The organism is Streptomyces tagetis (assembly GCF_018069565.1).
In the GTDB taxonomy this organism is placed as follows: Bacteria; Actinomycetota; Actinomycetes; order Streptomycetales; family Streptomycetaceae; genus Streptomyces; species Streptomyces tagetis.
On record NZ_JAGPNL010000005.1, the window covers coordinates 434787 to 460820 of the forward strand.

25 protein-coding genes are annotated in these 26034 nt (G+C 72.0%); 4 read left to right on the top strand and 21 right to left on the bottom strand.

Going from position 1 to position 26034, the window contains the following annotated elements:
* The 4 genes from mqnC to J5Y05_RS20335 all read right to left on the bottom strand — a co-directional run bounded on the left by mqnC (position 1) and on the right by J5Y05_RS20335 (position 4241).
* The gene (mqnC, locus tag J5Y05_RS20320) at positions 1 to 1200 is read right to left on the bottom strand and encodes a cyclic dehypoxanthinyl futalosine synthase (RefSeq protein WP_210874442.1); all 1200 of its coding nucleotides are present in this window, start codon (positions 1198 to 1200) and stop codon (positions 1 to 3) included.
* A gap of 175 nt (positions 1201 to 1375) precedes the next feature.
* Positions 1376 to 2200: a prepilin peptidase gene (locus J5Y05_RS20325; RefSeq protein ID WP_307854008.1), complete on the bottom strand. Its 825-nt coding sequence runs from the start codon at positions 2198 to 2200 to the stop codon at positions 1376 to 1378.
* 52 nt (positions 2201 to 2252) lie between these two features.
* On the bottom strand, positions 2253 to 3173 hold the full coding sequence (locus J5Y05_RS20330; RefSeq protein WP_210874443.1) for a hypothetical protein: 921 nt from the start codon (positions 3171 to 3173) through the stop codon (positions 2253 to 2255).
* 219 nt (positions 3174 to 3392) lie between these two features.
* Positions 3393 to 4241, bottom strand: coding sequence for a menaquinone biosynthetic enzyme MqnA/MqnD family protein (locus tag J5Y05_RS20335; RefSeq protein ID WP_210874444.1), 849 nt, complete (start codon positions 4239 to 4241; stop codon positions 3393 to 3395).
* A gap of 288 nt (positions 4242 to 4529) precedes the next feature.
* On the opposite strand from J5Y05_RS20335, the gene J5Y05_RS20340 reads away from it, so the two are divergent.
* Both J5Y05_RS20340 and J5Y05_RS20345 read left to right on the top strand, forming a co-directional pair.
* Positions 4530 to 4733 (top strand): cold-shock protein, encoded by a 204-nt coding sequence (locus J5Y05_RS20340; RefSeq protein ID WP_030420571.1) that lies wholly within the window; start codon positions 4530 to 4532, stop codon positions 4731 to 4733.
* A 122-nt stretch (positions 4734 to 4855) separates the two neighbouring features.
* Complete coding sequence (locus J5Y05_RS20345) at positions 4856 to 5506, top strand: class I SAM-dependent DNA methyltransferase (RefSeq protein WP_210874445.1); 651 nt, start codon at positions 4856 to 4858, stop codon at positions 5504 to 5506.
* Positions 5507 to 5510: 4 nt separating this feature from the next.
* On the opposite strand, the gene J5Y05_RS20350 is transcribed toward J5Y05_RS20345, so the two are convergent.
* From J5Y05_RS20350 to J5Y05_RS20390, 10 genes are all read right to left on the bottom strand, one after another.
* Positions 5511 to 7439: an AMP-dependent synthetase/ligase gene (locus J5Y05_RS20350; protein ID WP_210874446.1), complete on the bottom strand. Its 1929-nt coding sequence runs from the start codon at positions 7437 to 7439 to the stop codon at positions 5511 to 5513.
* 565 nt (positions 7440 to 8004) lie between these two features.
* Positions 8005 to 9351 (bottom strand): dicarboxylate/amino acid:cation symporter, encoded by a 1347-nt coding sequence (locus J5Y05_RS20355; protein WP_247614961.1) that lies wholly within the window; start codon positions 9349 to 9351, stop codon positions 8005 to 8007.
* Between the two features lie 73 nt (positions 9352 to 9424).
* A complete protein-coding gene (locus tag J5Y05_RS32640) occupies positions 9425 to 9526 on the bottom strand; it encodes a putative leader peptide (protein ID WP_372450506.1) in 102 nt (33 codons plus the stop codon).
* A gap of 182 nt (positions 9527 to 9708) precedes the next feature.
* Entirely contained in the window at positions 9709 to 10008 is a 300-nt protein-coding gene (locus J5Y05_RS20360) for a DUF4229 domain-containing protein (protein WP_210874447.1), read from the bottom strand.
* 127 nt (positions 10009 to 10135) lie between these two features.
* A complete protein-coding gene (locus J5Y05_RS20365) occupies positions 10136 to 10660 on the bottom strand; it encodes a GNAT family N-acetyltransferase (protein ID WP_210874448.1) in 525 nt (174 codons plus the stop codon).
* Between the two features lie 45 nt (positions 10661 to 10705).
* Positions 10706 to 11869: an aminofutalosine synthase MqnE gene (mqnE, locus tag J5Y05_RS20370; RefSeq protein WP_210874449.1), complete on the bottom strand. Its 1164-nt coding sequence runs from the start codon at positions 11867 to 11869 to the stop codon at positions 10706 to 10708.
* 70 nt (positions 11870 to 11939) lie between these two features.
* Positions 11940 to 12395 (bottom strand): Lrp/AsnC family transcriptional regulator, encoded by a 456-nt coding sequence (locus J5Y05_RS20375; RefSeq protein WP_030420579.1) that lies wholly within the window; start codon positions 12393 to 12395, stop codon positions 11940 to 11942.
* Positions 12396 to 12542: 147 nt separating this feature from the next.
* Positions 12543 to 13226: a UbiX family flavin prenyltransferase gene (locus J5Y05_RS20380; RefSeq protein ID WP_210874450.1), complete on the bottom strand. Its 684-nt coding sequence runs from the start codon at positions 13224 to 13226 to the stop codon at positions 12543 to 12545.
* Between the two features lie 91 nt (positions 13227 to 13317).
* Positions 13318 to 14220, bottom strand: a complete 903-nt coding sequence (gene mqnP, locus J5Y05_RS20385) for a menaquinone biosynthesis prenyltransferase MqnP (protein ID WP_210874451.1) — start codon at positions 14218 to 14220, stop codon at positions 13318 to 13320.
* Between the two features lie 91 nt (positions 14221 to 14311).
* The gene (locus J5Y05_RS20390) at positions 14312 to 15769 is read right to left on the bottom strand and encodes a menaquinone biosynthesis decarboxylase (protein WP_210874452.1); all 1458 of its coding nucleotides are present in this window, start codon (positions 15767 to 15769) and stop codon (positions 14312 to 14314) included.
* Between the two features lie 98 nt (positions 15770 to 15867).
* On the opposite strand from J5Y05_RS20390, the gene J5Y05_RS20395 reads away from it, so the two are divergent.
* Positions 15868 to 16191, top strand: a complete 324-nt coding sequence (locus tag J5Y05_RS20395) for a PLD nuclease N-terminal domain-containing protein (protein WP_210874453.1) — start codon at positions 15868 to 15870, stop codon at positions 16189 to 16191.
* A gap of 229 nt (positions 16192 to 16420) precedes the next feature.
* The gene (locus J5Y05_RS20400; RefSeq protein ID WP_210874454.1) at positions 16421 to 17833 is read left to right on the top strand and encodes a condensation domain-containing protein; all 1413 of its coding nucleotides are present in this window, start codon (positions 16421 to 16423) and stop codon (positions 17831 to 17833) included.
* A gap of 70 nt (positions 17834 to 17903) precedes the next feature.
* Here J5Y05_RS20400 and ccsB read toward each other — a convergent pair whose 3' ends face one another.
* The 7 genes from ccsB to hemL form a co-directional block, all read right to left on the bottom strand.
* Positions 17904 to 19034: a c-type cytochrome biogenesis protein CcsB gene (ccsB, locus tag J5Y05_RS20405; RefSeq protein ID WP_210874455.1), complete on the bottom strand. Its 1131-nt coding sequence runs from the start codon at positions 19032 to 19034 to the stop codon at positions 17904 to 17906.
* Positions 19031 to 20767: a cytochrome c biogenesis protein ResB gene (gene resB, locus J5Y05_RS20410; RefSeq protein ID WP_210874456.1), complete on the bottom strand. Its 1737-nt coding sequence runs from the start codon at positions 20765 to 20767 to the stop codon at positions 19031 to 19033. The genes ccsB and resB overlap by 4 nt, the downstream gene beginning before the upstream one ends.
* Positions 20768 to 20771: 4 nt before the next feature.
* Positions 20772 to 21542 carry a cytochrome c biogenesis CcdA family protein gene (locus J5Y05_RS20415; protein WP_210874457.1) on the bottom strand — a complete coding sequence of 257 codons (771 nt, stop codon included), beginning with the start codon at positions 21540 to 21542 and terminating at the stop codon, positions 20772 to 20774.
* Position 21543: 1 nt separating this feature from the next.
* On the bottom strand, positions 21544 to 22170 hold the full coding sequence (locus J5Y05_RS20420) for a TlpA family protein disulfide reductase (RefSeq protein WP_210874458.1): 627 nt from the start codon (positions 22168 to 22170) through the stop codon (positions 21544 to 21546).
* A 127-nt stretch (positions 22171 to 22297) separates the two neighbouring features.
* The gene (locus J5Y05_RS20425; RefSeq protein WP_210874459.1) at positions 22298 to 23656 is read right to left on the bottom strand and encodes a polysaccharide deacetylase family protein; all 1359 of its coding nucleotides are present in this window, start codon (positions 23654 to 23656) and stop codon (positions 22298 to 22300) included.
* 215 nt (positions 23657 to 23871) lie between these two features.
* Positions 23872 to 24561, bottom strand: coding sequence for a histidine phosphatase family protein (locus tag J5Y05_RS20430; protein WP_210874460.1), 690 nt, complete (start codon positions 24559 to 24561; stop codon positions 23872 to 23874).
* Positions 24558 to 25874 (bottom strand): glutamate-1-semialdehyde 2,1-aminomutase, encoded by a 1317-nt coding sequence (gene hemL / locus J5Y05_RS20435; RefSeq protein WP_210874461.1) that lies wholly within the window; start codon positions 25872 to 25874, stop codon positions 24558 to 24560. The genes J5Y05_RS20430 and hemL overlap by 4 nt, the downstream gene beginning before the upstream one ends.
* Positions 25875 to 26034: the final 160 nt, after the last annotated feature.

The window sequence follows — 26034 nt, forward strand, 5'->3', positions numbered from 1 at the left end:
TCAGTTGGAGGTGAGCAGCTTCAGTTCGGGGTGGGCGGTGCCGCCCTCGATCGCCGTGGACGAGATGTGCGAGACGACCCGCTCGTCGACGGGGTCGTCCGCCGGGTCGTCGTGCACGACGAGGTGCTCGTACGTGGTGGAGCGCTGCGCCGGGACCCGGCCCGCCTTGCGGATCAGGTCGATGATCTCCAGCCGGTTGGAGCGGTGCTTGGCGCCGGCCGAGGAGACGACGTTCTCCTCCAGCATGATCGAGCCGAGGTCGTCGGCGCCGTAATGCAGGGAGAGCTGGCCGACCTCCTTGCCCGTGGTCAGCCAGGAGCCCTGGATGTGGGCCACGTTGTCGAGGAAGACCCGGGCGATGGCGATCATCCGCAGGTACTCGAAGAGGGTGGCCTGCGTACGGCCCTTCAGGTGGTTGTTCTCGGGCTGGTAGGTGTACGGGATGAAGGCGCGGAAGCCGCCGGTGCGGTCCTGCACGTCCCGGATCATCCGCAGGTGCTCGATCCGCTCGGCGTTGGTCTCGCCGGTGCCCATCAGCATGGTGGAGGTGGACTCGACGCCGAGGCCGTGCGCGATCTCCATGATCTCCAGCCAGCGTTCGCCGGACTCCTTCAGCGGCGCGATCGCCTTGCGGGGACGCTCCGGCAGCAGCTCCGCCCCGGCGCCCGCGAAGGAGTCCAGCCCGGCCGCGTGGATGCGGGTGATGGCCTCCTCGACCGACACCTTGGAGATGCGGGCCATGTGCTCGACCTCGCTCGCCCCCAGGCTGTGGATGACCAGCTCGGGGAAGTCCTTCTTGATCGCCGCGAAGTGCCTCTCGTAGTACTCCACGCCGTAGTCCGGGTGGTGGCCGCCCTGGAACATGATCTGCGTGCCGCCCAGCTCCACGGTCTCCGCGCAGCGGCGCAGGATGTCGTCGAGGTCGCGGGTCCAGCCCTTGGCCGCGTCCTTGGGCGCCGCGTAGAAGGCGCAGAAACGGCAGGCCGTGACGCAGACGTTGGTGTAGTTGATGTTCCGCTCGATGATGTACGTGGCGATGTGCTCGGTGCCCGCGTACCGGCGGCGGCGCACGGCGTCGGCGGCGGCGCCCAGCGCGTGCAGCGGCGCGTCGCGGTAGAGGACGAGCGCCTCGTCGGGGGTGATCCGACCACCGGCGGCGGCACGGTCGAGGATGGGCTGAAGGTCGGCCTTCTCGGTCACCGGTGTCCCTTTCGCAGGGTTCGTGGAGCTGGTCGCCGGGTGGCCCGCAGCGGCCGGCCCGGCGGGCGGTCGGACCCGCCCAGCCTACGCCAGGCCCCTCCCCCGCCCCGCGCCTGGGCCGTCGCCGTCAGCGTCGAACACCCGTCAGGCGTCACGGCGTGAAGAGGCGCCGGTCTCACGTGCTCCAGGCGGCGGACAGCAGGCCCAGGTAGGTGCCGGTGATCAGGAAGGGGCCGAAGGCGATCGCCGTCTTGCGGTTCGCCCGCCCGGCGAGGACGAGGGCGCCGCCGTACACCGCGCCGAGCAGGAACCCGGCGAGGGTGCCCAGCATCACCGCCGGCCAGCCGTACCAGCCGAGGACCGCGCCCGCGCCGAGGGCGAGCTTCACGTCGCCGAAGCCCATGCCGGCCGGGTTGAGGCGGTACAGGGCGTAGTGACCGGCGCCCAGCGCGAGGGCGCCCAGCAGGGCGGTGCTCCACCGTCCGGCGTGGCCGGGCACGAGGGCGGCGAGGCCGAGCAGCGCGAGCGCGGCGGCGGCCAGGGGCAGGGTCAGCGGGTCGGGGAGCCGCCGCACCCGCAGGTCGACCACGGCCAGCAGCACGCCCACCGGCGCGAGCACCAGCCACACCCCCAGCTCCGGCCGCGCCCCGGTCGCCCCGGCGAGCACGACGCACACACCCGCGGTGAGCACGGCGAGAGGGAGGGGGCCCGCTCCGGGGTCCGCTCCGGGGTCCGGGCGGGACACCGAGCCGGTACCGGTCACCGCTGCGACGGCCCCCGCGCCCGGCGTGCCGTCCGGCGCCGGCCTCCGCGCGCACGGGGCACAGGGAGCCGGCCCCATCCACCCCCGCACCGCGTGCCCCGCCGGGCAGTGCCGGAGCCAGGGCTCGTCCGACGGTACGGAGAAGCGGTAGGCGGCCCGGGGCAGCAACGCCCCCGCCACGGCGCCCCAGAGCCCGGCGACGACGAGGACCAGCACGTCGGCGAGGTCGGCACTCACCCCGCTGCCCCGGCCTCGTCACCCTGCCTCCACACCCGGGCGGGCCCGCGCCTCACTCCTCTTCGTCTTCGCCGAGGAACAGGTCCTCGGCCCGCATGGCGTGCACGGCCCGCTGCGCCCAGGTCTCCAGCCGCTCCAGACTGTCGCAGGCCAGCACCCGCTCCCGGACGGACTCGGGCACGGGGATGCGGCGCCACTCCAGGATGCGCAGCGTCATCTCGCCACGATCCTCGATCCGGCCCTCTTCCCGGCCCTCTTCCCGGCCTTCCTCCCGGCCTTCCTCCCGGACCTTCTCGGCCACCGGATGCCGGAAGAAATAGTGCATCTCCGCCATCAGATCCCTCCAGATCTCCCTGGCCTCGGCATCGGCCAGACACGAGTCGACGAACTGTCCGAAGACCGCCGCACTCTCCGCGTCGATCGTTCGCAGAGCGGTGGCCAGCGGCTCCAGTATGGCGGTGGCCCCTCGTCCCCGGCCATGAGTCATGGCCGACAGAACGGCCAGCGGGACGTCCCGCTCCGCCTCCCGCTCACCCGCGATGACCGGCACGTTGTCCGGGCCGATCACCAGTGGCCGTACCGTCATGGCATGCCACCCCGGCAGCCCCAGCCGGATGGGCTGGGCGGCCCAGCGCGCGGTTGCGCTGTTCTGGGTGATCACCACGAGCACCGGCTCACAGCGGTACTTCGCATACAGGTACGAGAGGTAGTACGGCCAACTGCCGCGCTTGTCCTCGTCCTTCTTGCCTTGCGCTTCGATGACGAGGAGGTACGCCCCTTCGTCCGTCTCCACCCGCATCAGCGTGTCCACACGCCGCTCGACGGGCTCGATCTCCGTCAGGTCCGCGTTCAGCACCGCGAAGTCGCGGGGCTCCGGGAAGGCGACGTGGAGCACCTTCTGAAACGCCCGCGTCAGCAGCGCGGGGTCCTTCTGGAACACCCGGTGCAGCGCTTCGTGCGACGAGCCGACCATCAGCTCTCCCTCCTGTACGAAGGGATCAACGAGCGCTCTCGTCGCGGGTTGCCGCCGAGGGGGGCGGACCAGCGGAACGAGTGAGGCACGGGCCGGTGGCTGACGGGCGGGGTGAGCCGGCGCCGCGGGGCCGGGCTCCGTGTCCCGGCGAAGTCCCGGCGAAACCGCACCGTCATCCCCCGCCCCGACCCGGCCCCACCGCGCGGGCCCCGCCGGACGTCACGGCCGGAGCAAGTCCACCCGTACGTCTGCCGGGAAGCCGGTGGTCGGGCCGACGCGGCGGGCGAACTCCGTGACCGCCTCCAACTGCGGGCCGCCGAAGCGGAAGTCAAGGGTGGTGAAGTACTGCTCCAGCGTCGCCTCGTCGAACTCCTCCCAGCGGGCGGCCTGTTCGGCGACCTTGCCGACCTCCTCCAGGGAGAGGTTGCGGGAGGCGAGGAACGCCTCGTGCACCTTGCGGGTGATGACCGGCTCGCGCTCCAGGTAGTCGCGCCGGGCGGCCCACACCGCGAAGACGAACGGCAGCCCCGTCCACTCCTTCCACAGCGTGCCCAGGTCGTGCACGTCGAGGCCGAAGCGGGGCCCGTCGACCATGTTCGCGCGCAGCGCCGCGTCCCCGATGAGCACGGCCGCCTCGGCCTCCTGCATCATCAGGCTCAGGTCCGGCGGGCACGTGTAGTAGTCCGGCCGGACTCCGATGTGCTCGTCGAGCAGCAACTGCGCGAGCCGGACCGAGGTCCGCGAGGTCGAGCCGAGGGCCACCCGGGCGCCGTCGAGCCGGTCCAGCGGAACCTGCGAGACGATCACGCACGACATCACCGGACCGTCGCAGCCGACGGCGATGTCGGGAAAGGCCACCAGCTCGTCGGTGTGCTTGAGGAATTCGACCAGGGTGATCGGCCCGATGTCGAGGTCCCCGCGCACGAGCTGCTCGCTGAGCTTCTCCGGGGTGTCCTTCGTCAGCTCGAAGTCGAGGAGCGTGCCCGTTCTCGCGAGCCCCCAGTACAGGGGCAGGCAGTTCAGGAACTGGATGTGGCCGACGCGCGGCCGGGTGCGAGAATTGTCCACGCCGCGAGGCTAGCCCTCCCCGCCGCTCCGCCCGGTCCCGACCCCCGCTGTCAGCCGGATGGCGGCGGCCTTCAAACATTCGGGTGAAGTGATCTTGACCTCTGTTGCGCCCGGGTCGCTGCGTGCTAGGCTCACAGCAAGTTGCAGTTTGGTTTCCCTTGCAGTACAGAGCCTGCGGAGCATGTGACCGCGGGCTCTCGTCATTCTCGGACATATGCGTTGTGTGGAATTGCTCTTCACACGTGCTGGTTCTGGAGCAGGGCAACCCTTTGAGCCCAAGGAGGGCTTATGGCTACCGGAACCGTGAAGTGGTTCAACGCCGAAAAGGGCTTCGGTTTCATCGCCCAGGAAGGCGGCGGCCCCGACGTCTTCGTTCACTACTCCGCGATCAACGCGACCGGCTTCCGGTCCCTTGAGGAGAACCAGCAGGTGTCCTTCGACGTCACGCAGGGCCCGAAGGGCCCGCAGGCGGAGAACGTCACCCCTGCCTGACCGAGAGCAGTACCCAAGGAGCCCCGCGCCGTCCGGCGACGGGGCTCCTGCCCTGTCCGGGGCCGGAACGCCCCCCGGCGGCGCCGGGTCCCGCTGTCGGTGCCCGGCGCTACGGTCCCCGCATGACCACCGACGCAGCGCCCTTCCTCGCCGCCACCCGCACCTTCTACGACGCCATCGCCGAGGACTACGCCGACCGCTTCCGTGACGTGCACGTCGCCCAGCCCGTGGACCGGGCCATGCTGGCGGCCTACGCGCAGATGGTCGGGCCCGGCGGGCAGGTCGCGGACCTGGGGTGCGGGCCCGGCCGGGTCACCGCGCACCTCGCCTCCCTCGGCCTGTCGGTCTTCGGCCTGGACCTGTCGTCCTCCATGCTCGCCATCGCCCGGCGCGAGAACCCCGGCCTCCGCTTCGAGCAGGGCTCGATGCTGGAGCTGGACCTCCCGGACGGCGCGCTCGCCGGGGCGGTGTCCTGGTACTCCTCGATCCACACGCCGTGGGAGCGGCTGCCGGACCTGTTCCGCGAGTTCCGGCGGGTGCTGGCGCCGGGCGGACACCTGCTGCTCGCCTTCCAGAGCGGCGACGAGCCCCGCCGCCACGAGCGGCCCTTCGGCCACCCCGTCACCCTCGACTTCGAGCGGCGCCGGCCCGAGCCGATGGCGGAGCTGCTCGCCGGGGCCGGGCTCACGGTGCGGGTACGGACCCTGCGGGAGCCGGACGAGGCCCTCGGCGAGCCGGTGGCGCAGGCGTGTCTGATCGCCACGCGCGACTGAGTGTCTACCCCGCGTAGAGCCGCTCCACCACCGCCGCGAAGTCCCGCAGGATGACCTCGCGGCGGAGCTTCATCGACGGGGTCACGTGGCCCTCCCACTCGGTGAAGTCCCGGGGCAGGATCGCGAAGCGCCGGATGGACTCGGGGCGGGAGACCATCCGGTTGGCCTCGTCGACCGCGCGCTGGAGCACCGCCCGGGTCTCCTCGTCGCCGACGAGCTGCTCCGGCGGCACCGGGTGGCGGCCGTTCATGCGGCGCCAGTGGTCGATGCCCTCCATGTCGAGGGTGAACAGGGCGGTGACGTACGGGCGGCGGTCGCCGACGACCATGCACTGGGAGACCAGGGGGTGGGCGCGCAGCCAGTTCTCCAGCGGGGCCGGGGCCACGCTCTTGCCGCCCGCGGTGATCAGGAGTTCCTTCTTGCGGCCGGTGATCGTCAGGTACCCCTCGTCGTCCAGGGCGCCGAGGTCGCCGGTGGCCAGGAAGCCGTCGGGGGCGGCCGGGACGACGCCGCCGGCCTGACGGTCCCAGTAGCCGTGCAGCACCTGGCCGCCGGCGACGAGGATCTCGCCGTCGGCGGCGATCCTGATCCGGGTGCCCGGCAGCGGCCAGCCCACGGTGCCGAGGCGGGGCCGCTGCGGCGGGGTGACGGTCACGGCGGCCGTCGTCTCGGTGAGTCCGTAGCCCTCGAAGATGTCGATGCCGGCGCCGCCGTAGAAGGCCGCCAGGTGGTGGCCGAGCGGGGAGCCGCCGCAGATGGCGTACCGGACCCGGCCGCCGAGCGCGTTGCGGATCTTCCGGTAGACGAAGGGGTCGTGGAAGGCGCGGGAGGTGCGCAGGCCGCGGCCGGGACCGCGGCCGGTGCCCGCCTGCTGGGCCTCCACGGCCTCGGCGTGGCGGACGGCGACGGAGACCGCGCGGTCGAAGGCCGCCGCCCGGCCGCCCGCCTCGGCCTTGGCGCGGGCCGCGTGGAAGATCTTCTCCAGCATGTACGGGATGGCGAGCAGACAGGTCGGCCGGAAGGAGGCGAGGTCGGGTATGAGGTCGTCGGGTTTGAGGCTCGGCGCGTGGCCGAGGCGGACCCGGGCGCGGACGCAGGCGATGGCGACCATGCGGCCGAAGACGTGGGACATCGGCAGGAAGAGCAGGATGGAGGGCTCCACGCCGGTCGTCGCGCGGAAGACCGGGTAGAGCAGCTCGATGGCGTTGTCCACCTCGGCGAAGAAGTTGCCGTGGGTCAGCGCGCAGCCCTTGGGGCGGCCGGTGGTGCCGGAGGTGTAGATGAGGGTGGCGAGGCTGTCGGGGCCGAGCATGCCCCGGCGGACGGAGACCTCCGCGTCCGGGACCCGGGTGCCCAGCTCGGTCAGCGACCCGATGTGGCCCTTCTCGACGACCCACAGGTGCGCCAGGTCGGGAAGGTGGTCCAGTTCGGGCCCGAGCATGGCCGCCTGGGCGGTGGTCTCGGTGGCCAGGGCGACCGCGCCGGAGTCCTGGAGGAGCAGGCGGGTCTGGAAGACCGAGGAGGTCGGGTAGACGGGCACGGTGACCAGCCCGGCGGCCCAGGCGGCGAAGTCGAGCAGCGTCCACTCGTACGTCGTCCGGGCCATGATGGCCAGCCGGTCGCCCGGCACCAGCCCCTCGGCGATCATGCCCTTGGCCAGCGCGAGCACCTCTTCGGCGAACCGCGCGGCCGTCACGTCCTCCCACTGTCCGTCCGGGGTGCGGCGGCTGAGGACGACGGCGTCGGGGGCCGCGACCGCGTTGTCGAAGGGCAGGTCGGCGAGGGAGCCCCGGCGCACCGGCGGCGCGAGGGGCGGGACGTACGCCTCCCGTACGGTGCCGTCCAGCCGCCGGGTCTCCGGCTCGACCACGGCGGGTGGCGGGACGTCGGCGAACGAGGCCGAGGCGGCGAAGGAAGGGAGCGGGGTGGACACGGGCGACTCCTGGGACGTGCAGCGGCGATAACGCTTCACTGCAGGACATACGTACCTCGCACGCCGAGGCGTTCATCGCGGGCCCCGCGGAGCGGGGGCTGCCGGCGGTCAGGAACCGGGTGGTCCGGATGGTACGGGGCCGCCGTGGCGGGATCGTGCCGGTTCGGAGAGGGACCGGAGCCGGGTCTGTGCACCCCGCCGGGCACGTCCGGGCGGACGCGGCGACGCCCCGCACCATGCCGGCACACCGGCCCTGGGCCGACACGCCGGGCTGCCGCCGACACGCCGCACATCTGCTGACACGCCGGACCCCGGCCGACACGCCGCACACCGACCGACACACCGGACCGCGACCAACACACCGCACACCGACCGACACACCGGACCCCCACCAACACGCCGCTCCCCCGCCGACACACCCGACGCTGGCGCGCCCCCCGCACCCCGCCGACACACCGCCCGCCCCCGGCAACGCGAAGGCCCCGCCGGTCGCCTGTGGGGCGGACGGCGGGGCCTCCTGCGCGGGAGCGGCTAGCGCTGCCCGCGGGCGCGGCTACGGGACGGCCTACGCGGGGACGGCCACGGCCTGCCGCGGTTCGGGCTCGTCGAGGGGCGCGGACGCCACGCTGTTGTACTTGTCCCGGTCGAGGATGTTCTCCCGCGCCGCCACGATCACCGGCGCGACGACCTGGCCCGCGACGTTCGTCGCCGTGCGCATCATGTCCAGGATGGGGTCGATGGCGAGGAGGAGGCCGACGCCCTCCATGGGCAGGCCCAGGGTGGACAGGGTGAGGGTCAGCATCACGGTGGCGCCGGTGAGGCCGGCCGTGGCGGCGGAGCCGACCACCGAGACGAAGGCGATCAGCAGGTAGTCGCCGACGCCGAGCTGGATGCCGAAGATCTGCGCGACGAAGATCGCGGCGATGGCCGGGTAGATCGCGGCGCAGCCGTCCATCTTGGTGGTCGCGCCGAACGGCACGGCGAAGGACGCGTACTCCTTCGGCACGCCCAGCCGCTCGGTCACCTTCTGGGTCAGCGGCATGGTGCCGACCGAGGAGCGGGAGACGAAGCCGAGCTGGATCGCAGGCCAGGCGCCCTTGAAGAAGTGGAGCGGGTTGGCCTTGGCGACGGTGGCGAGCAGCAGCGGGTACACGCCGAAGAGGACGATCGCGCAGCCGACGTAGATGTCGACGGTGAGGGTCGCGTACTGGCCGAGCAGGTCCCAGCCGTAGGTGGCGATGGCGCGGCCGATGAGGCCGACCGTGCCGAGCGGGGCGAGCCGGATGACCCACCACAGGGCCTTCTGGAGGAGTTCGAGGACGGACTCGCTGACCGCGAGGACCGGCTTGGCGCGGTCGCCGAGCTGGAGGGCGGCGACGCCGGCCACGGCGGCCATGAAGACGATCTGGAGGACGTTCAGCTCGGTGAAGGGCGTGATCACGTCCGTCGGCACGATGCCGGTGAGGAAGTCGATCCAGGAGCCGGTGTTCTCGGGCTTGGCGCCGTCCTTGGCCGTGAGGCCGGTACCGGCGCCGGGGTTGGAGACCAGACCGATGACGATGCCGATGGCGACCGCGATCAGCGAGGTGATCATGAACCAGAGGAGGGTGCGCGACGCGAGGCGGGCCGCGTTGTTGACCTTCCGCAGGTTGGTGATGGAGACCAGGATCGCGAAGAAGACGAGGGGGGCGACGGCCAGCTTCAGCAGGCCGACGAAGGTGCCGCCGACCTTCTCCAGGGTGGTCACGAGCCAGGCGAGGTCCTGGCTGCGGGCGAGCCAGCCGAGGAGGACGCCGAGCACGAGACCGGCGAGTATCTGGGCCCAGAACGGCACCTTGGGGAACCGGGGCTTGGGGAGGGGGGCGGACGCCGGCGAGGGCGTGGCGGAACGCGTGTTCGCGGACACGGACATATCTCCGTAAGGGACGGGACGCGGGGGACAGGACGCGCGGTACTGACGTGGCGGACGGTGGGGGTGGGGGACGTCAGGGGCGACAGGTCGCGGACGCGCACCGGCAGAGGTCCACGTGCAGACGCGCCACGAGCACGAGGCTCGGGGTGGCGGGGGTCGCGGCTGCGGGCATCATGGGCACGACCTTAACACCTGCCCTTTGAGCCCCTCAAAGCCTGACTTTGAGAGGCCGAAGGGCGATTTGACCCAGAGAAACGCAGAACGCCCCGGTTTCCACAGGGGTGTGGAGACCGGGGCGTGAGCGGGTTGTGAGGAACCTTACGCGGTTCTTACGTGCCGGGCGGGGCCACGGCGGGGCTACGAGGTCTGGCCCTGGGCGCGCGCGGCGTCGTCGGCGCCGTCCTCCTGGCCGCGGCTGGCGTCCAGTCCGGCCTTCATGCGGTCCATCTTCTCCACGACCCGCACGGAGGCGCGGTCCCGCTCCTTGCGCAGGGCCACGAAGCTGATCGGGGCGGAGAGCAGCAGGGCGAGCAGGACGATCCACACACCGTTGGAGTCGCCGAGGCCGCGCGGGAACACGCCGGCGTAGACGAGGCCCCAGACGGCGACGAGGCAGCCCACGAAGACTCCGAGGCGCATCAACGTGTAGCGGAGCATCTCAATCCACTCTTCCGTCGGGTGAGGGGCCAGAACACCCCCAAAGGGGCACCGTCCAGTGAAGCACGTCCCGGCCCCGCCTCCGCAGCCGGGGGGCGGTGGCCCGGACAGGCCCCACCCCGCCGCCTCAGCCCAGCGTCAGCAGCATCACGATGTCGTCGCGGTCGTCGCCGGGGGCGACCCGGATGGCGCCGGGCACCCGGCCGACCTCCTTGTACCCGCAGGAGGCGTAGAAGCGTTCCAGGCCGAGGCCGCCCCGGCAGGTCAGGCGGATCGCCTCGACGCCCTCGCAGGTGCGGGCGGCGTCCGCGGCGGCGGCCATCAGGTCGCGGCCGTATCCGAGGCCCTGGTGGCGCGGGTGGACCATCACCGTGGAGAGCCACAGCCAGTGGATCATCAGCCGGTGGGTGTTGAGGGCGAGGAACGCGGTGGCGGCCACCCGCCCTTCCGCGTCGTGGCCGACCAGCAGGCGGGTGCGCCCCTCGGCCATGGCCACCAGGTGCCTGACCAGTTCGGGGCGGATCTCCTCGCGGACGACCGGCGGGACGAAGCCCACCGAGCCGCCCGCGTTGGAGACGTCGGTCCACAGGTCGAGGACGCCGTCGCGCAGCTCGGGGGTGAGTGGGGGGTCCAGGGTGAAAGTAAGAGGCACCAGCCTATGTTAGCCATTACCCCGGGCGGGGGCGCCCGCCCGGCGTCACACCCGCATCGGCTGCGGGGACTCGCGGCGCGCGGGGTCGGGGCCGTCGTACTCGCGGATGATCTCGTAGCGCGTGTTGCGCTCCACCGGGCGGAAACCGGCGTCGCGGATCAGGTCGAGCAGGTCCTCGCGGGTGAGCTTGCTGGGGGTGCCGTAGTTGTCGGCGTCATGGGTGATCTTGTACTCGACGACCGAGCCGTCCATGTCGTCCGCGCCGTGCTGGAGGGCGAGCTGCGCGGTCTGGACGCCGTGCATGACCCAGAAGACCTTGACGTGCGGGACGTTGTCGAAGAGGAGCCGGGAGACGGCGAAGGTCTTCAGGGCCTCGGCGCCGGTGGCCATCTGGGTGCGGGCCTGGAGCCGGTTGCGGACCTTGCCGTCCCGCACGTCCACGAAGTCGTGCTGGTAGCGCAGGGGGATGAAGACCTGGAACCCGCCGGTCTCGTCCTGGAGTTCACGCAGCCGCAGCACGTGGTCCACGCGGTGGCGGGGCTCCTCGATGTGGCCGTAGAGCATGGTGCACGGGGTCTTGAGGCCCTTCTCGTGCGCCAGCCGGTGGATGCGCGACCAGTCCTCCCAGTGGGTGCGGTGGTCGACGATGTGCTGCCGCACCTCCCAGTCGAAGATCTCCGCGCCGCCGCCGGTGAGGGACTCCAGTCCGGCGTCGATCAGTTCGTCGAGGATCTCGGAGGCGGTGAGGCCGGAGATCGTCTCGAAGTGGTGGATCTCGGTGGCCGTGAACGCCTTCATCGACACGCCCGGCAGCGCGGCCTTCAGCTCCCTGAGCGAGCGCGGGTAGTAGCGCCAGGGCAGGTTGGGGTGGAGGCCGTTGACGATGTGGAGTTCGGTGAGGTTCTCCGCCTCCATCGCCTTGGCCAGCTTGACGGCCTCCTCGATGCGCATCGTGTACGCGTCCTTCTCGCCCGGCTTGCGCTGGAAGGAGCAGTAGGCGCAGGACGCGGTGCACACGTTCGTCATGTTGAGGTGACGGTTGACGTTGAAGTGCACGACGTCGCCGTTCTTGCGGGTGCGCACCTCGTGCGCGAGCCCGCCCAGCCAGGCCAGGTCGTCCGACTCGTAGAGCGCGATGCCGTCCTCGCGGGTCAGGCGGACACCCTCCCTGACCTTCTCCTCCAGCTCGCGCTTGAGCCCGACGTCCATGCCGACACCTCTTTCTCAGACAGACCCCGTAAACCGTACTCCCCGCCTTCCGGCGGAAGGCGCCCGGCGGTCAGACCTCGTCCGGGAGTTCGCCCACGCGGTTCTCCCACTTGGTGGACAGGACGATGGTGGTACGCGTCCGGGAGACGCCCTTGGTGCCGGAGAGCCGGCGGATGATGCGCTCCAGCCCGTCCACGTCGGTCGCCCGGATCTTGAGCATGAAGGAGTCCTCGCCGGCGATGAACCAGCAGTCCTCGATCTCCCGCTGGGCCTTGAGCCGCTGGGCGACGTCCTCGTGGTCGGCGGCGTCGGAGAGGGAGATGCCGATCAGGGCGGTGACGCCGAGTCCGAGCGAGGCGGCGTCGACGGTGGCCCGGTAGCCGGTGATGACGCCGGCCGCCTCCAGCCGGTTGATGCGGTCGGTGACGCTGGGTCCCGACAGGCCCACGAGGCGGCCCAGCTCCGCGTAGGAGGCCCGGCCGTTCTCCCTGAGGGCCTGGATGAGCTGCCTGTCCACCGCGTCCATGCGATCGAAGCCTTCCACTGAAGAGGTCTGAAGATCCGGCGGAGTGCCGAAGGGTGGGGGAAAGGGTGGTGCTCGGTACTGCTCGGTGCCACTCGTACTGCTCGATGCCGCCGGTCCTGCTCGGCGCCGCCGGTGCCGCTCGGTGCCTCAGGCGGTGCGGGAGCCGCCGCCCAGCTCGCCGCGCCAGCGGCGGTAGAGGCCGTGTCCGACGCCGGCCGCGTCCAGGGCCCGGCCGGCGACGAAGTCCACCAGGTCCTGGATGTGCGTCGCCCCCGCGTAGAAGGCGGGCGAGGCGGGCAGGACGGTCGCGCCCGCGTCGTCCAGGGCGACCATGTGCCGCAGCGTGCGGCCGTCCAGCGGGGTCTCCCGTACGGCGACGACCAGGGTGCGGCCCTCCTTCAGGGTGACGCTCGCCGCCCGCTGGAGCAGGTCCTTGGAGAGCCCGAGCGCGACGCCCGCCACGCAGGCCGTCGAGGCGGGGACGATGAGCATGCCCTTGGCCGGGTACGACCCGGAGGAGGGTCCGGCCGCGAGGTCGCCCGCGCTCCAGTACCGCACGTCGGCGAGGGCGTCGGGCCCCGCGTCGAAGGTGCCCGGCTTGCCGTCCGCCCCGCGCGCGAGCCAGGCGCCGAGGTCCTCGCGCCAGTGGGCGTCCCGGAAGGAGATGCCGGTCTCGTCGAGCAGGGTGAGCCGCGAGGCCCGGCTGACCACCAGGTCGACGGCCTCCCCGGCCGCGAGCAGCGCCCGCAGGACCGCCGCCGCGTACGGCGTTCCGGATGCCCCCGACACCCCCACGATCCAAGGTACGCGCTGCGTTTCTCCTGGCTTCATGAAGGCGAGCCTATCCGGCCGCCCGGCATCCGGGCCGCACGGCCGGGTCGGTGGGCTCCGGTGCGCCGGGCGGATCGGGGCGCGGGCCTGCTCAGAGCGTGAGCCCGCGCACCAGGAGGTCGATCAGGGCGCAGACGAAGAGGCTGATGCCGATGAACCCGTTGGTCGAGAAGAAGGCCCGGTCGAGCCGGGTCAGGTCGTGCGGGCGGACGATGGTGTGCTCGTAGACGAAGGCGCCGGCGACGATCAGCAGGCCGATCCAGAGGAAGACGCCCGCGCCGGTGGCCACCGCGTACCAGGCGAAGAGGGCCATGGTCACGGCGTGGCAGGCCCGCGCGCCCCAGATCGCGGCCGGGACGCCGAAGCGGGCCGGCACCGACTTCACGCCGACCTCGCGGTCGGTCTCGACGTCCTGGCAGGCGTAGATCAGGTCGAAGCCGCCGATCCAGACACCCACGGCGAGGCCGAGGATCACCGCGTCCCAGGACCAGGTGCCGCTGATCGCCAGCCAGCCGCCGACCGGGCCCATCGCCTGCGCGAGCCCGAGGATGGCCTGCGGGAAGTTGGTGAACCGCTTCCCGTACGGATAGACCACCATCGGGATCACCGCGACGGGGGCGAGGGCGAGGCAGAGCGGGTTGAGCAGGGCCGCCGCGCCGAGGAAGACGACGAGGGCGATCAGGGCGCCGGTCCAGGCGTGCCGGACCGACATGGCGCCGGTGACCAGTTCGCGGTGGGCGGTGCGGGGGTTGCGGGCGTCGATCTCGCGGTCGATGATCCGGTTGACCGCCATGGCGAAGGTGCGCAGCCCGACCATGGCGACGGTGACCAGGAGGAGCCGGCCCCAGTGGATGGCGCGGTCCCACTCGTACATCGCGGTCAGGGAGGCGATGTAGGCGAAGGGGAGCGCGAAGACCGAGTGCTCGATCATCACCAGGCGCAGGAAGGCGCGGGCGCGTCCCGGCTGGGGGATCGCGGCGGCGGAAGCGCTCACCGGCCGCCCTCCGTCCGGCGGTGCCCGGCCGGTCCGCGCCCGCCGCGGCGGGCGGGCCCCGCCGCGGCGCCGCCGTCGGCTCGCATGTCCGTCACAGCCCGTATTCCTTCCAGCGGCGGGTGACCCGTTCGGCCGTCTCGGGGTCGGAGAGGACCATCTCCGGCCAGCCGCCGTCGCGCGTGTACCCCTCCCCGGGGAGTTTGCGGGTCGCGTCGATGCCCGCCTTGCCACCCCAGAACTGCTGGTAGGAGGCGTGGTCGAGGTGGTCGACGGGGCCTTCGACGACGGTCAGGTCGCGGGCGTAGTCGGTGTTGCCGAGGGCACGCCAGGCGACCTCGTGCAGGTCGTGGACGTCGCAGTCGGAGTCGACGACGACGATGAGCTTGGTCAGGGACATCATGTGCGCGCCCCAGACGGCGTGCATGACCTTCTGCGCGTGCTTGGGGTACTTCTTGTCGATCGAGATGATCGCGCAGTTGTGGAAGCCGCCCGCCTCGGGCAGGTGGTAGTCGACGATGTCCGGGACGATGATCTTGAGGAGCGGCAGGAAGAACCGTTCGGTGGCGCGGCCGAGGGGGCCGTCCTCCGTCGGCGGGCGGCCGACGACGATCGACTGGAGCAGCGGGCGCCGGCGCATGGTGACGCAGTCGATGGTGAGCGCCGGGAAGGGCTCCTGGGGCGTGTAGAAGCCGGTGTGGTCGCCGAAGGGGCCCTCGGGGAGCATCTCGCCGGGTTCCAGCCAGCCTTCGAGGACCACCTCGGCCTGGGCCGGGACCTGGAGCGGCACGGTCTTGCAGTCGACCATCTCGATCCGCTTGCCCTGCACGAAGCCGGCGAAGAGGTACTCGTCGATGTCGCCGGGGAGCGGGGCGGTGGAGGCGTAGGTGACGGCGGGCGGGCAGCCGAAGGCGATGGCGACCGGGAGGCGTTCGCCGCGCCGGGCGGCGACCTGGTAGTGGTTGCGGCTGTCCTTGTGGATCTGCCAGTGCATGCCGATGGTGCGCTTGTCGTGGCGCTGGAGCCGGTAGAGGCCGAGGTTGCGGATGCCCGTCTCCGGGTCCTTGGTGTGGGTGAGCCCCAGGTTGAAGAAGGAGCCGCCGTCGTCCGGCCAGGTGAACAGGGCCGGCAGCCGGTCGAGGTCGACCTCGTCGCCGTGCAGGACGACCTCCTGCACGGGCGCGCTGTCGGACTTGACCTTCCTCGGCGGTACGTGGGTCATCGCGCCGAGCTTGCCGAACGCCTCGCGCATCCCGACGAAGCCCTGCGGCAGCTCGGGGCGGAGCAGCCCGCCGATCTTCTCGGAGATCTCCTCGTACGACTTCAGGCCGAGGGCCTTGAGGAGGCGCCGGTCGGTGCCGAAGACGTTCATCGCCAGCGGCATCGCCGAGCCCTTGACGTTCTCGAAGAGGAGGGCGGGGCCGCCGGACTTGTTCACCCGGTCGACGATCTCCCCGACCTCCAGGTACGGGTCCACCTCGGCCTTGATGCGCTTGAGGTCTCCCTCGCGCTCCAGCGCCCTGAGCAGGGAGCGAAGATCGTCGTAAGCCATGGGGCCCAGTATCCCCGAGCGGCTACCCTGGGCCTGTACCTGGGGGCGTCCACCGCGTCCCCGGGCTCCACCGCCCCCCTCTTTCGCTGGAGAGGCCCATGCTCCGGGTGCTGATGTTCCTCGTGCCACTGGCGCTGAGCGTCTACGCGTTCATCGACTGCATCAGCACGCCGGACGAGGACATCCGGCACATGCCGAAGCCGCTGTGGGCGATCCTCGTGCTGCTCTTCCCGCTGGTCGGCTCGATCTCCTGGATCATCGCCGGCAAGAAGCGGCACCCGGCCGGCGCGGGCGCCCCGTGGGGCGGCGGCGCGGGCGGTGGCGGCGGCCGTCGCTGGGTGGCGCCGGACGACAACCCCGAGTTCCTGAAGTCCCTCGACGACGACAAGGACCAGGAGCCCCGCAAGGACGGGGAGGGCTGACCGGGACCCGCGGCCCCCGGGACACCTGGGCTTCGTCCGGGCGCACCGGGGCGCCCTGACGGACCCCGGCACCGTGGCGGACCCGGCGCCGGGCACCGCCGGCCCCGGGCTCGTATCGCCGTTCGAGGCACCATCCGTTTCATTGAAATCGGCCGACACGCCAGGTATGCGCTCGCCAGGACGGCATTCCCTTGGTCGGGTCTGACCCAACTGCGAACGGAGACGCCCCGTGCGAATGACCGACATCCAGCGGTGCGACATCAGGCCCGGACGACTGGTCGAATGGACGCTCAGCCCGGCGACCGTCGCCACCGCCGCGGGGCTTCCGGACGACGCCAGGCCGCCGGCGTACATCCAGGAGTCGCACATCAGGACGGCCCGGTCGGTGCGTGAGGGCGGGCTCTTCGTGCCGACCTGGCTCGGCGCCGCCTTCGACCTGCCGGGCCGTATCGACCCGGACGCGCTCCAGGAGGCGCTGCGCGCCTGGACGCTGCGGCACGAGACACTGCGCAGCGGCTTCCGCTGGTCCGGCCCCGGCGCGGAGATGCGCCGCTTCACGCTGGACGCGGACGAGGTCTCGCTGCACCGGGAGGACGTCGGCGAGTTCACCGACGCGGACGCCCTGGTACGCCACCTCCAGGAGCGCTTCGACACGGTGGCGGACGCGCTGCGCTGGCCGAACCTCATCTACACGGCGGTCCTGCGCGAGGACGGCGCCGGCGTCTACATGGCCTTCGACCACAGCAACGTCGACGCGTACTCCCTCTTCCGCATCCCCGCCGAGATCCACGAGCTGTACACGGCGGCGGTCGAGGGACGGTCCGTCGAGCACCCGCCGGTCGGCAGCTACGTCGACTTCTGCGAGGCCGAGCGCGCCGACGCGGACCGGATCGACGACCGGCACGAGATCGTGGGCCGGTGGCGGGAGTTCATCCAGCGCTGCGACGGGCGGCTGCCGTCCTTCCCGGTCGACCTCGGGCTGGAGCCCGGGGGCCCGCTGCCGGAGCAGCGGCTGCTGCGGGAGCCGCTGGTGGACGCGGCCGACGCCGCCGCCTTCGAGGCGTACTGCCGGCCCTACGGCGGCAGCCTGGCCGGTGTCCTGGCCGCCACCGCGCTCGTGGTCCACGAGATCGGCGGCGAGCCGGTGTACCGCACGGTCGTGCCCTTCCACACCCGCACCCGCTCGCGCTGGTCGCAGTCGGTGGGCTGGTACGTGGGCGGGGCGCCGGTGGAGGTGCCGGTGGAGCGCGCCCGCGACTTCCCGAGCGCGCTGGCCGCCGTACGGGAGGCGCTGCACGCCAACCGGCGGATGGCCCGCATGCCGCTGGACCGGGTGCTGCGGCTGCTCGGCACCGACTTCCGCCCCACCTCGCCCGACCTGTACTCGATCGTCTCCTACGTCGACGCCCGCGCCGTCCCCGGTGCCGACCGCTGGACCGCGCTGAACGCGTACGGGCTGCTCCGCGTCTCCTACGGCGACCAGGTGTGCGCCTGGGTCAACCGGCTCCCGGAGGGCCTGTGGTTCGCAAGCCGCTACCCGGACACCGACATCGCCCAGAAGAACCTGCGCCTCTACGTGGAGCGGCTGCGGGACGTCGTCACCGGCGTCGCCCGGCAGGAGGCGGTGGCGCGGGGCGCCTGAGGCCGGTCCCGGCACGGCGAAGGCCGGTCCCCCACACCCGTGGCGGGGACCGGCCTTCGGTGGCGCCGGGTCAGAAGCCGACGGCGGCGAGGGCGCCGAGGCCCACGTCGGCGTAGGAGTGCTTGCCGGAGACGAAGATGTTGACGCCGTAGTAGTTGAAGAGCCAGCAGGCGAAGGCGGCCAGGGCCAGGTAGGCGGCCCTGCGCCCCTTCCACCCGGCGGTGGCGCGGGCGTGCAGGTAGCCGGCGTAGGCGACCCAGGTGATGAAGGACCAGGTCTCCTTGGGGTCCCAGCCCCAGTAGCGGCCCCAGGCGTCGCCCGCCCAGATCGCGCCCGCGATGATGGTGAAGGTCCACAGCGGGAAGACGGCGGCGTTGACCCGGTAGGCGAACTTGTCCAGGGAGGCGGCCGAGGGCAGCCGGTCCAGGACCGAGTCGGCGAAGCGGCCGGGGGTGCCGCCGCCCGCGAGCTTGTTCTCGAAGGAGTCCTTGAAGAGGTACAGGACCGTGGAGACCGCGCCGACGTAGAAGACCGCGCCGCAGAAGATCGCGGTGGAGACGTGGATGTAGAGCCAGTACGAGTGCAGGGCGGGCACGAGCTGGTCGCTCGCCGTGTACAGGACGGTGACGGCGAGGCCGAGGTCGAGCAGGACCGTGGTGATCAGCGGGAGGCCGAGCCAGCGGACCTTCTTGCCGAAGGCGAGCAGGCCCAGGTAGACGCCGACGCCGACCGTGGTGAAGGTGATGTTGAACTCGTACATGTTGCCCCACGGCGCCCGCTGCACCGACAGGGCCCGCGCGAGCACGCCGCCGAACTCCAGGACGAAGGCGAGCACGGTGAGCGAGATGGCGACGCGCCCGTAGAGGTCGCCCTTCTCGGTGCCGCCGTGCGCGCCCGGACCGTCGGGCACGTCCCGGGCGCCGGCCGCGGCCCGCACGACGACCTTCGGCCGCTCCAGTACGGCGGTGCCGCCGCTCTTGCGCACGGTGACGGCCGGGGCGTCCTTCGCCGCGGCCCCGCCCTCGGCGGTGAGCGCGGCGGCGGTGCGGCCGACCTTGCTGCGGCTGCCGAAGAGCCACTCGGCGATGTAGGCGAAGAAGGCCAGGGTGTAGACCGCCATCGCGGAGTAGATCAGCGTGTTGCTGATGTTCGCGAGGTTCTCGTTGGTCGCGGCGGCCAGTGATGCGGCGGCGAGGGTCACTGCTGCTCAGCCCCTTCGGCAGAGACGGCGTGGGAGTCGGGGTCGGGGGATGCGGGGGTGTCGTCGTCGGGGGCGCCCGGCGCCCGCTCGTGGAGGACCGCGGCGAGGTCTCCCAGTTCCTCGGGGACCTTCGCGGACTCGCTGCGGCCGAGGCCCGCCATCTCCACGACGGTGATCCCGTCCTCGCCCCGGACCGCGCGCACCCACACGCGGCGGCGCTGGACGAACAGGGACCCGGCGAGGCCCAGGATGGCGGCGACCGAGCCGGCCAGCGCCCAGCCGCTGCCGGGCTGCTGGGCCATCTGGAAACCGGCCCACTCCTTGACGCCCTCGAAGGTGACGGAACCGGCGCCGTCGGGGAGCGTCATGGTCTCGCCGGGCATGAGCTGGCGCTTGAACAGCTCGCCGTCGGAGTCCTTGAACTCCTTCAGCTTGGTCTTGTCGAGCTGGTAGATGTTCTGCAGGAGGCCCGCGTCGACGCCGAGGTCCCCGTGGTAGGCGTTGAGCGCCAGCATCGGGTTGATCAGCGCCGGGAAGGTGGAGAGCATCGTGCTCCCCTTGCCGCCGTAGGTCGGCAGGAAGAACGCCTGGAAGCCGAGCTGTTCCCGCTCGCCCTTCGCGTTGCGGTAGCCGTCCATGACCTTGATGGCGCCGGAGGAGGTGACGTTGCCGTCCAGCGGGAGCAGGGCGACGGCCTCGCGGTCCTTGACGACGTCGCCCTTGCCGTCCCGGACGGTGACGACGGGGGCGTAGCCGTGGCTGACGAGGTAGACCTTGGTGCCGTCGATCTCCAGCGGCTTGTTGACCTTGATGGTGGCCGGCTTCTCCTCGCCGTACGCGCCCACGCTGTAGGTGACGTGGGCCTCGTAGGTGCGGGGGGTGCCGCGGTTGGGGCCGGTCGGCTCGTAGGTGCCGCGGAAGTCCTTCAGGTGGAAGCTGAACGCGTCCAGCTCGTCCTGGTCGAAGAGGTTCCCGGACTTGAAGTCGTCGTACTGGGTGATGGTGTTGGCGAAGCCGTCGCCCTCCAGGATCAGCTTGTTGCCCTCGTACCGGAAGAGCTGGCCCCAGGCGAAGGCGATCAGCATCACGATCAGCGCGATGTGGAAGGCGAGGTTGCCCGCCTCGCGCAGGTAGCCCTTCTCGGCGGCGACGGAGCCGCCGGTGGCGTGCACCCGGAAGCGGCGCTTGCGCAGCACGGCGAGGGCGTGCTGGTGGACCAGCTCGGGGGCGGTCTCGGTACGCCAGGTGGTGTACGCGGGCAGCCGGGTCAGCCGCCGGGGGGCGCCGGGCGGCCGGCCTCGGAGCTGGCCGACGAACTGCCAGGTGCGCGGGACGATGCAGCCGATCAGGGAGACGAAGAGCAGGATGTAGATCGCGGAGAACCACACCGAGCTGTAGACGTTGAAGAGGCCGAGCGTGTCGTAGAGCGGCGAGAGCGTCTCGTGCCGTTCGCGGAAGTCGTCGACCTGCACGGCGTCGATGCCGGTCTGCGGGATCAGCGAGCCGGGGATCGCGGCCAGCGACAGCAGCAGGAGCAGCAGCAGCGCCACCCGCATCGAGGTGAGCTGGCGCCAGAACCAGCGGGTCCAGCCGACCACGCCGAGGGCGGGCAGGGTGGGGGCGTTGGCGGGGGCGTCCTCGCCGGGGGCGGTGGAGAGCCGGGAGCCGGCCGCGTCCAGGTCCCGGTCGTCGGCCTTCGGGGTCTCGTCCGGTGCCGTTCTCGAAGTGCTCATCGGATCAGATCCCCACAGTGAAGCCGTTGGACCAGGTCTGCATGTCCTGGACGATGCTGTCCCACACGCCGGTCAGCAGCAGCAGCCCGGTCACGATCATCATGGTGCCGCCGATGCGGAGCACCCAGACGTAGTGGCGCTTGATCCACCCGAAGGCGCCGAGCGCCCGGCGGAAGGCGACCGCGGCGAGCACGAAGGGCACCCCGAGGCCGAGGCAGTAGGCGACGGTGAGGAGCGCGCCCCGGCCGGCGGTGCCCTGCTCGGAGGAGAGGATCAGCACGGAGGAGAGCGTCGGCCCGATGCAGGGCGTCCAGCCGATGCCGAACAGCGCGCCCAGTACGGGGGCGCCGGCCAGGCCGCTGACCGGGCGCCGGTGGAAGCGGAACTCGCGCTGGGTGAGCCAGGGCATCAGGCCCATGAAGAAGACACCCATGGCGATCATGAATCCGCCGAGGATCTTCGTCAGGACGCCCCGGTTGTCCTGGAGCGTCTCGCCGAAGAAGCCGAAGAGCGCGCCGCTGGAGACGAAGACGGCGGTGAAGCCGAGGACGAAGAGGGAGGAGCCCGCGACCATCCGGCCGCGCCGGGCCTCGGCGAGGTCGGTGCCGGTCACCCCGGTCACGTAGGAGAGGTAGCCGGGGACGAGCGGCAGGACGCAGGGCGAGAAGAAGGAGACGAGGCCGCCGAGGAGCGCGACGGGCAGGGCCAGCAGGAGGGCGCCGTCGAGCACCGTGCCGTTGGGGCCCCCCACGGCGAGCGTGGACAGTGCGCTCACGTCACTTCTCCGCCATCACGGGGTCGAGCATCTCGCGCAGCTTCTCCTCGCTGAGCGCCTGGAGGGTGCGCGCGGCGACCTTGCCCTCGCGGTCGATGACGAGCGTGGAGGGGATGGCCTGCGGGTTGAGGGTGCCCTTCTCGAAGCGGAGCATCAGCCGGCCGGCCGGGTCGTACAGGCTCGGGTAGCCGACGCCGAACTCCTTCTCGAAGGCGCGGGCCGGGCCGACGGAGGTGTCGCGGGTGTTGATGCCGAGGAACGCGACGCCGTCGTCCTTGACGTCCTCGTAGACCTTCTGGAAGTTCTTGGCCTCGGCCCGGCAGGGCGGGCACCAGGAGCCCCACACGTTGACGACGACGACCTTGCCCTTGTGGTCGGCGAGGGCGGCCTTCCCCCCGTCGACGGTCTCGCCGGAGAGGTCGGGCGCGGCGGCCCGCTCCCCCTTGGCGACGGTGGCGATGCCGTCCGGGCCGGTGACGAAGCCCGCTTGCCCACCGCCGCCGGAGGTGCCTGAGGAGCCGCACGCGGTGGCGAGCAGCGCCGTCAGGGCGACGCCCGCGGCCAGGGCGGCACGGCGGCGGGCGGTGGTGCGGTTCGAGCGCAGGGGGGCGCGACTGGCAGCACTCATGTGAAAAGTTTCGCATGTCCGTTCCGGGGATCTTGCGCACCCCCCTCACCGGCACGGACCCGCATCTCAAACGGCGTCTGGGGGGCTGCCCCGGGGGCCGATTGAGGCTTTTGTACGCTATGCCCGCTTAGCTGGCTTTGCCGCTTCCGGCACCGCTCCCGGCATCGCTTCCGGCACCGCTCCCGGCCCCGCTCCCCGCGCCGCTCCCGGTGTCCTCGAAGAGGGCCTTCCAGCCGCCCGCCGGACGCTGCCCCACGTCGAGCGTGCGGTAGCGGGCGAGCACCTCGGGCCGCTGCGCGTCCAGCCAGTCGGTGAACTGCCGGAAGGAGACCAGCCGCACGTCCCCGCCCTTGTCCCGCTCCCGCGCGATGTGCTTCAGCGCCTCCTCGACGGCGTCCATGTAGATGCCGCCGTTCCACTCCTCGAAGTGGTTGCCGACGAAGAAGGGCGCCCGGTTCGTCTCGTAGGCCCGCCGGAAGCCGGCTATGTACGCCTCGGTCGACTGCTTCCGCCAGCCCGGGTGGTTGTGGGCGGGCGCCCGGGTGGTGTTGAGCGACTGGTTGGCCAGCATGTTGTAGTCCATCGACAGCACCTCGAAGGACCGGCCCGGGAACGGTATCTGCTGGAGCGGCAGGTCCCACAGGCCCTGCTTCCTCGCCGGCCAGGTCTGCCGGCCGCCGGGCGAGGAGGCGTCGTAGCGCCAGCCCAGCTCTCGGGCGGTGGGCAGCAGGTTCTCCTGGCCGAGCAGGCAGGGGGTGCGCCCGCCGACGAGTTCCTTGTCGTAGTCGAAGGGGAGCGACGGCAGGTCCGTCCAGCCGCTGTTCGTCCGCCAGCGCTGGACGAAGGACTTCGCCTGGTCGATCTCGCTGCGCCACTGCCGGGAGGTCCAGTTGCCGACGCTGCCCGAGCCGCCGCAGAAGTGGCCGTTGAAGTGCGTGCCGATCTCGTGGCCCTCCAGCCAGGCCCGGCGCACACCGGCGAGGGTGTCCTTGATGTGGTCGTCGGTGAGGTACCCGATGTCGGAGGCGCCGCGCGGGTTGCCCGGCGGGTCGTAGAGCCGCTTCTGCGACTCCGGCAGCAGGTACAGCCCGGAGAGGAAGAAGGTCATGGCCGCGCCGTGGTCGCGGGCGAGGTCCAGGAAGCGGGGGAAGAGACCGTTGCCGACCTCCCCCGCGCCGTCCCAGGAGAAGATCACGAACTGCGGCGGCTCCTCCCCGGGCTCCAGCGGCACGGGCGCCTTCGGCTGGTGGGGCTGTTTGCCGGTGTACGCGGTGGAGCCGTCGCCGATCGGGCGCTCGGGGGCCTTCGCGCTCTTCGACGGCGAGGGCCGCGCGCCGGTCCCGGCGGAGCCGTCGGGGCCGGGCTTGTCGTCGGGTCCTGGGCGGCCGGCGCAGCCGGTGAGCCCGGTGGCGGCCACCGCGCCGGCGGCGCCCGCGCCGAGCCCGAGCATCCGCCTGCGGGTGACCTGGCGTGGGGTGGTGCGCATCGGAACCTCGTTCGTCGCGTCCTGTGGGGTCACTCCGTCAGAGGATGCGACGAACGATCGGGTTCCGAAAGCGTGTACGGGTTCGGTAACGGTGCTGTGCCCCCGGCGGGGCCAGGGCGGGCCGGGGGCGGGGGCGGGGCGCCCCAGGGGCGGGGGGTGCCCCGGCGGGGCTCAGGTGCCCCGGTGCCGGGGGCGGCCCCCTGGCCCGGCTCGGCTCAGGCGCCGAACGCCTTGCCCTGCCCCTTGACCGGCTTCGCCCCGGCGAGCAGGTGAGGCGGGACCAGGTCCCGGGCGGGCTCGGTGTAGCCGACGGACACGATCCGGTCGCCCCGGAAGGTGAACGTCGTCAGGGACGCCAGGGTGCACTGCCGCTTGCGCGGGTCGTGCCACAGCCGCCGCCGCTCGACGTAGGACCGCAGTATCCAGATCGGCAACTGGTGGCTGACGAGGACCGCCTCGTGCCCGCGGGCCCGGTCCCGGGCCGTGGTCAGCGCGCCCATCATCCGCACCACCTGGTCGACGTACGGCTCGCCCCAGGACGGCTTGAACGGGTTGACCACGTGCTTCCAGTTGGCGGGCCGGCGCAGGGCACCGTCCCCGATGCCGAAGGTCTTGCCCTGGAAGACGTTCTCGGCCTCGATCAGCCGCGCGTCGGTGTCCAGGTCCAGCCCGTGCGCCTTGGCGACCGGCGTCGCCGTCTCCTGCGCCCGCTCCAGCGGGGAGGCCACGACGTACGTCACGTCGCGGGGGGCGAGGTGCTCGGCGACCCGGTCGGCCATCCGCCGGCCCAGCTCGGAGAGGTGGTAGCCGGGCAGGCGGCCGTAGAGGACGCCGGTCGGGTTCTCCACCTCGCCGTGCCGCATCACGTGGACGACGGTCAGTTCCTCGTCGCGCGTCTCGCTCATGCCGTCGCCTCCGCCGCCGCGCGGGCCGCCGCCGGGAGGGCGTCCGCGACGCGCTGGACGGCCTCGTCGTCGTGGGCGGCCGAGACGAACCAGGACTCGAAGGAGGACGGCGGCAGGTAGACGCCGTTCGCCAGCAGCGAGTGGAAGAACGCGGTGTAGCGGAAGGACTCCTGCGCCTTCGCGTCCTCGTAGTCCCGCACCGGACGGTCGGTGAAGAACACGGAGAACATGTTGGAGGCGGTCTGGAGCCGGTGGGCGACGCCCTCCTTGGCCAGCGCCTCGGTGACGAGGCCCTGGACCTGCTGCGACACCGCGTCGACCCTGGCGTACGCCGCGTCGTCGAGCAGCCGGAGCTGGGCGAGGCCGGCGGCGGTGGCGACCGGGTTCCCGGAGAGGGTGCCGGCCTGGTAGACGGGGCCGGCCGGCGCGAGGTGCGCCATGACGTCGGCCCGGCCGCCGAAGGCCGCGGCGGGGAAGCCGCCGCCCATGACCTTGCCGAAGGTCATCAGGTCGGGGACGACGCCCTCGACCCCGTACCACCCGGCGCGGCTGGTGCGGAAGCCGGTCATCACCTCGTCGGAGACGAAGAGGGCGCCGTCGGCGGCGCAGGCGTCCTTCAGCCCCTGGTTGAAGCCGGGCAGCGGCGGTACGACGCCCATGTTGCCGGGGGACGCCTCGGTGATCACGCAGGCGATCTCGCCGGGGTGCGCGGCGAAGGCGGCACGCACGGCGTCCAGGTCGTTGTACGGCAGCACGATCGTGTCGCTCGCCTGGGCGCCGGTGACGCCGGGGGTGTCGGGCAGCGCGAAGGTGGCGACGCCGGAGCCGGCCGCGGCGAGCAGCGAGTCGACGTGGCCGTGGTAGCAGCCGGCGAACTTGATCACCTTCGTCCGCCGCGTGAAGCCGCGGGCGAGCCGGATCGCCGACATGGTGGCCTCGGTGCCGCTGGAGACCAGCCGCACCCGCTCCAGGGGCGCGACCCGGGCGGTCATCTCCTCGGCGAGCGCGACCTCGCCCTCGGCGGGGGTGCCGAAGGAGGTGCCGCGGGCCACGGCCTCCTGCACGGCGGCGATCACCTCGGGGTGCGCGTGCCCGAGGATCATCGGACCCCAGGAACAGACGAGGTCGACGTATTCACGACCGTCGGCGTCCGTGAGGTAGGGCCCGCGGCCCGACACCATGAACCGGGGCGTGCCGCCCACGGCGCGGAAGGCCCGCACCGGGGAGTTCACGCCTCCGGGCGTGACGGCCGCCGCACGATCGAACAGGGCCTGCGAGGCCGGTGCTTCGTATGGGTATGCCAGTTCGCTCATGACTTGCGACGTCTCCGACCTTCTCGACCTTCTCCGACTTCCCGGACGATGGTTGCCCCGGGGTCTGCGGTGTGGACCGGGCCGGACCCCGCGAGCCCAGCGTGATCCACACGACCGGCCCCAAGTGACCTCATCAGGGTAGACAACCCTCCCGAACGCC

Coding starts and splice junctions, on each gene's coding strand:
- J5Y05_RS20330 (WP_210874443.1), bottom strand. CDS start 3,173: ATGGTCGGCTCGTCGCACGAAGCGCTGCACCGGGTGTTCCAGAAGGAC.
- J5Y05_RS20340 (WP_030420571.1), top strand. CDS start 4,530: ATGGCTACCGGAACCGTGAAGTGGTTCAACGCCGAAAAGGGCTTCGGT.
- J5Y05_RS20345 (WP_210874445.1), top strand. CDS start 4,856: ATGACCACCGACGCAGCGCCCTTCCTCGCCGCCACCCGCACCTTCTAC.
- J5Y05_RS20355 (WP_247614961.1), bottom strand. CDS start 9,351: ATGTCCGTGTCCGCGAACACGCGTTCCGCCACGCCCTCGCCGGCGTCC.
- J5Y05_RS32640 (WP_372450506.1), bottom strand. CDS start 9,526: ATGATGCCCGCAGCCGCGACCCCCGCCACCCCGAGCCTCGTGCTCGTG.
- J5Y05_RS20360 (WP_210874447.1), bottom strand. CDS start 10,008: ATGCTCCGCTACACGTTGATGCGCCTCGGAGTCTTCGTGGGCTGCCTC.
- mqnE (WP_210874449.1), bottom strand. CDS start 11,869: ATGGACGTCGGGCTCAAGCGCGAGCTGGAGGAGAAGGTCAGGGAGGGT.
- J5Y05_RS20375 (WP_030420579.1), bottom strand. CDS start 12,395: ATGGACGCGGTGGACAGGCAGCTCATCCAGGCCCTCAGGGAGAACGGC.
- J5Y05_RS20380 (WP_210874450.1), bottom strand. CDS start 13,226: ATGAAGCCAGGAGAAACGCAGCGCGTACCTTGGATCGTGGGGGTGTCG.
- J5Y05_RS20390 (WP_210874452.1), bottom strand. CDS start 15,769: ATGGCTTACGACGATCTTCGCTCCCTGCTCAGGGCGCTGGAGCGCGAG.
- J5Y05_RS20395 (WP_210874453.1), top strand. CDS start 15,868: ATGCTCCGGGTGCTGATGTTCCTCGTGCCACTGGCGCTGAGCGTCTAC.
- resB (WP_210874456.1), bottom strand. CDS start 20,767: ATGAGCACTTCGAGAACGGCACCGGACGAGACCCCGAAGGCCGACGAC.
- J5Y05_RS20420 (WP_210874458.1), bottom strand. CDS start 22,170: ATGAGTGCTGCCAGTCGCGCCCCCCTGCGCTCGAACCGCACCACCGCC.
- J5Y05_RS20425 (WP_210874459.1), bottom strand. CDS start 23,656: ATGCGCACCACCCCACGCCAGGTCACCCGCAGGCGGATGCTCGGGCTC.
- J5Y05_RS20430 (WP_210874460.1), bottom strand. CDS start 24,561: ATGAGCGAGACGCGCGACGAGGAACTGACCGTCGTCCACGTGATGCGG.
- hemL (WP_210874461.1), bottom strand. CDS start 25,874: ATGAGCGAACTGGCATACCCATACGAAGCACCGGCCTCGCAGGCCCTG.